Here is a 4,424-nt window from a genome sequence, read left to right on the forward strand (position 1 = left end):
AACGCGGCGAACGCGGCGGCGTGCGCGCAGGACGTCGGCAAGTTCTCCGCGTTCCACGACCTGCTCTACAAGAACCAGCCGGCGGAGACCGACGACGCCTTCGGCAAGAAGGCCCGTCTGCTGGAGCTGGCCCGCAAGATCCCGGGCCTGGACTCCCCGGCCTTCCGCACCTGTGTGAACGAGGGCACCCACGACAGCTGGGTGAAGAAGTCCAACACCGCGTTCTTGAAAAATTACCGCTCTACCCCAACTATCCTCCTAAATGGCGATAACCTCTACGCCGACCACGCGAACCCACCCACTCCCGAAAAGCTAAGCAAGCTAGTAATCGCATCAGGCAGGAGTTGAGGAGCCTGAGAAGGTTATCCGGGGACCTCGCCGAATGTGGCGCCGGACAGAAACAAGTACGCTCCGGAGCGTTCCGAGGCGCAGACGACTGTACATACGCTCGTGCGGTCTCAAGCCACACCGGGCCAGGCTTGATTCCAGCGAGCCGGTTCGCAGTGCAGTCGGTCGGTCTCAGGTCAGACGCATCCTGCTCGCTGAAGACGTGCGTTGGATCCGCACCAGGTCCTGGACCCGCTCGAAGGATTTCGAGGGAAAGGATGTCTGGATACAGAAATGTTCCCCACCATCCGACTTCGTCGCGGGGTAAAAACAGACGCGAGTCTGCTGCTATCAGCTATCAGCTATTAGGAACTGGTTGTCCGCGATGTTCCAATGAGTAGCCAGGTAGCTACCCGGCTTTGGGGCAGTATTGTAGTAATCATCATGATTGCAGTCAAGATATCCGTCGCGGCTGCCTTCGGGGCACATTACCTGCATCTTTTGCAGACCGCCATCCTCGTAGCACATAATGTCCCATTCGTCGAAACAGTGGCCGCCTTTGCTGCTGTGAGGCGCGCTGTTGTTTACTGCACCCAGGTTGTGTGCGAGTTCGTGCGCTGCCGCATAGCCGCTCCAGCACTCAAAGTCTGTCCTGCCATAGGAAGGTCCGTAGTTATTACGATTCTCTGGGCCGGGCCGGTCATCATTGCCGAAGCTGCCAATACCGCAATACCTACGGGAATCTGCAAAGATCATGTACTTACGGTCAAGGCGATTGAACCCTTGGAGGGCTAGAACTCTGTTCGTGGCGTCGAAGTCCTCTAAGGTTTTCGCAGGTACGCTAACATTGAGTACGGAAACGCTGCAATTTGGTTCGGTAACGTAGCGTATATGCCGCACGCCTCCCGTCTCGGCAGCACTTGCGTTGAAAATCTTGTCCGCGTCTGCAGCCCATTTCTTGAAATAGGGGAGATACTCGGCGTATCGGTCTCGTTCGGGGGCGTGTATAAATAAGACCTGAACTCTTTTGCCAGATGTGCCGTCACCTTCACAAGCCAGCGAGTTGGAGTCCTCCGACTGAAGGCGGCCAGTCGGAACGCTCACACTGCTGATAAGGGTATTGTTGCGGCTCATGCATCGCCTAGTGGGCATCGCCTGGGCGAGTCCCTCGCAATAATAAGGCCGAGGTGCTCGTGGGGAGGCTTGGGGATGTAAGATCCTGCTAGATAGATCCTGTGGATTCCCGGAATTTATCGGAGTGGTGAAAGGCTGTCTCCTCGTTTCCGACTCAATCGTGCCACCTGTCTGGTAACCCTTGCCGACAATGAGAGCAATGGGCACAATCGTGGCGATAAGTGCGAGTATATTTCGGTGCATGCAGACACGCCCCATACTGCTGGTGGTTTGTAATTCAGTCGAGGTGTAGGGCTGGAGTTTGTGATTTGGGGTAGAAGGCTTCGGACTGTCCTTGATCGGTTGGCAATCATCCTCGTAGGAATCCGATCGCGGTCCCTTTCCGCTCGGCGCCGGCCCTTGGCTGCAGTGGTTCTTTCCTTTGCATTCAAGGAACTCCTCTGTCGCTACCTGATGGCTTGCTTCATAATCCAGCAGGTTATATGGGGTCGGCAACTGGTGAGAGCCACCCTCCAGGGGACGTCCGGCGGCCCGGAGGCCGGCTCCTGGAGGTCGGACATCACCTGGATGCTGTGGCCGGTGCGGTGGTGTGTTTCGGGAAAAAGCTGTTCAACGACCCTCCCGGCCCGGCGCAGGGGGGGAGGAACACGTCGACGGGGACCGGCTCGCCCCGGGCAGCCGACTGATGCCGAACCCCCAGCTGCCCGAGGCTGTCACGTACCACCGGCCGCGGCACAGCCGCGTACCGCGGGACGGCCGGCTGCGAGGCACCGAAGGAGCTCGCCGACCATCTCCCGCACCGCGTCATGCCGCAGGAGAAAACACAACAGGACCACCGCTTTCCACAGCGGCAGCACGTGCGGCCTCCCCGCTGGGCTGATATCCCAGCCCGGCAGCCGCCGTTCCACCCTCCTGACGAGCAGGGGCAGCGGCTCAAACCGATACTGTTAGTCAGAAATTCAAATGGTTCTCTTCGGGGGGTAGCGGGCGTGGGGGCCGGGAGGCTGCGGAGGCCCAGCACACCGCGATCCCCAGCGAGAGGCTCGGCGCCGCCATGGTGGCCCGGCTGGCCAGGGAGGTGATCGCCCTGGACCAGGAGATCGATGAGACCGACGCCCTCATCGCAGCCCCCGTTCCGCGAGCACCAGCACGCCGAGGTGATCCTCAGCATGCCTGGCATGGGTCCCTGCCGGGCGCCGAGTTCATCGCCCTGACCGGCGGCGACATGGAGGCCTTCGATACCCTGCAACACGCTTTAGCACGCGAAGCCAGTGCTCGGAACCTTCACCGCCCTCGCCACCGGCCCACGGCTCGGGAATGCCGCGGTGCCCGTCGGCTGTGACCGCCAGAGTCATGTACAGGAGCCGGCTGGCGACCTGCCCCTGACGGATCTTCACGTTGATGCAGTCGATGAACACGACCGAGCCGACGCGGCCGAGCGGCGGGCCTGCCACTCGGACATGCCCTCCATCACCGAATCGGTGATCGTGGAGACGGGTCTGCCTGGAGACCTCAGCCCCGTAGCCCTCGACCAGATAGCCGAGACCTCACCGTGGGTCAGGCGAGGCCCTTGACCGACGGCAGGACCATTTCGCGTCGGTGCCGGTCAGCCGGCGCTTGCGCTTCCTTACGATCTGCGGCTCGAACGAGCCCCTCCCGGTCCCGCGGAACCCCGACCTCGACTGGGCCGACATCGGTCACCACTGTCTTGGACCGTTGGCCGTTCCTGGTGTTGCCCGAGCCAGCCCTCCCTCATCTCGCCCTCAAGTGCGGACTCCAGCAGCCGCGCTTCGTCAACTGCTGCCGCAGCCCGCCCTCACCCGCCAGCTGTAGCCCTTCGGACTAAGCCGGGAGACGATCTCCTCAAAGGAACTTTTCGTCCACAGTCGCCGACGCAGCTCCCGCCTCAGACGGCTTGGCTATGCTCTAGCTGATCACAGGTGCAATCCTCCATGATCGGAGTTACACCGTTCCTTTTATAGTCCCAGAATAGCCCCCGTCAGCTCCTGTTCTGTTCATCCTTGCGCCGCCTGGCGGGGTTGGGCGGTACGGTGCTTGGCATGGAGACGATGAATGTTGGTGCATCTTCCACTAGTCGGGAATCCGGCGCCGAGGTGAAGCAGGACTTTCTGGAGAGTGAGCCGACCGTAGATGTCGGCACTGCGGAGGCAGAGGTTGAACTAGCCACAGATAAGGTCGGAGAGCGCCGCCACGCCGCTGCGCTTTCTGCAAGCGCGGGAGCCGGTGCTGCGGCGTTAATCGGGGCCGGACTTGGTATCATTTCCCTCACCGGGACCTGGTCAGGGCGAGTAGCTGCCGAGCGGCAGAATTTGATCGGCCAGATCGAGTCCTCCCGGGGGGGCTCTCCAGCCCAGCATATCTCCCGGATCTACGGCGATGCCTGGCACCTGACCGCCGTGGTCGACGGTACATTCGCCGTACTGGCTCTGCTTCTCGGCATCTTTGTGCTGGCCCGTCAAGCCTTCGGGGGCTCCAAGAGACCTCAGCCCGTCTGGATGCGATCCTTCGCCTGGGCCGCCGTCACACTCGGCACTCTGGGCCTTGCAATCTCGGGCGTCATGTACACCGACATCGTGGCAAGTCTTCCCACCACTGGCACCCGATGAGCGAGGTCCGCCATCGGCGGTTTCCAGGGGTCGTTGGTGATCTCGTGGCGGCGCGCCCCTGGTCCCGGGGTCAGGGATCGCTTCAGATGCAACGGCAGGTGTTGTGCCGGGACAGTCAGAGCGTCACGGACGAGTTCGGCTGTGCAGCCGTTCGGGCGGCTGGACGGGAGCGACGTATCGCGTGGACCGCTCGACCAGTACGCCGGTAGCGGGAAGATTATTCAGAAGTAGTGGATCATCGTGGGGTCCAGGTGCGGAGGAGTTCGAGCTGGACGGTGGTCTCGAGGGTCTCGGGGAAGCGGTCGAGGGGGCCGCGGTAGTCCTCGGCGAGGACCT

At 61.8% G+C, this 4,424-nt stretch carries 3 protein-coding genes and 2 pseudogenes; 3 read left to right on the forward strand and 2 right to left on the reverse strand.

Annotated features, from left to right (window positions below; genetic code table 11):
• Positions 1–348: DsbA family protein (locus ACZ53N_RS36465; RefSeq protein ID WP_469145015.1), on the forward strand; the 348-nt coding region annotated here is incomplete at its 5' end.
• A 330-nt stretch (positions 349–678) separates the two neighbouring features.
• Here the strand turns inward: ACZ53N_RS36465 and ACZ53N_RS36470 are convergent.
• A complete protein-coding gene (locus tag ACZ53N_RS36470; protein ID WP_469145016.1) occupies positions 679–1,461 on the reverse strand; it encodes a hypothetical protein in 783 nt (260 codons plus the stop codon).
• A 1,000-nt stretch (positions 1,462–2,461) separates the two neighbouring features.
• Here ACZ53N_RS36470 and ACZ53N_RS36475 point away from each other — a divergent pair.
• Positions 2,462–2,698 (forward strand): annotated as a pseudogene (locus ACZ53N_RS36475) (IS110 family transposase); the annotation flags it as partial.
• A gap of 10 nt (positions 2,699–2,708) precedes the next feature.
• Here ACZ53N_RS36475 and ACZ53N_RS36480 read toward each other — a convergent pair.
• Positions 2,709–3,297 (reverse strand): annotated as a pseudogene (locus tag ACZ53N_RS36480) (transposase); the annotation flags it as partial.
• Positions 3,298–3,521: 224 nt separating this feature from the next.
• Between ACZ53N_RS36480 and ACZ53N_RS36485 the strand changes: the two are divergent.
• On the forward strand, positions 3,522–4,088 hold the full coding sequence (locus ACZ53N_RS36485) for a hypothetical protein (protein WP_469145017.1): 567 nt from the start codon (positions 3,522–3,524) through the stop codon (positions 4,086–4,088).
• Positions 4,089–4,424: the final 336 nt, after the last annotated feature.

The sequence above is a fragment of the Streptomyces sp. NPDC033229 genome (genome assembly GCF_055576875.1).

What these genes read in the sequence shown, in the direction of transcription:
- ACZ53N_RS36485 (WP_469145017.1), top strand. Translation starts at nt 3,522, where the DNA reads ATGGAGACGATGAATGTTGGTGCATCTTCCACTAGTCGGGAATCCGGC.
- ACZ53N_RS36470 (WP_469145016.1), bottom strand. Translation starts at nt 1,461, where the DNA reads ATGAGCCGCAACAATACCCTTATCAGCAGTGTGAGCGTTCCGACTGGC.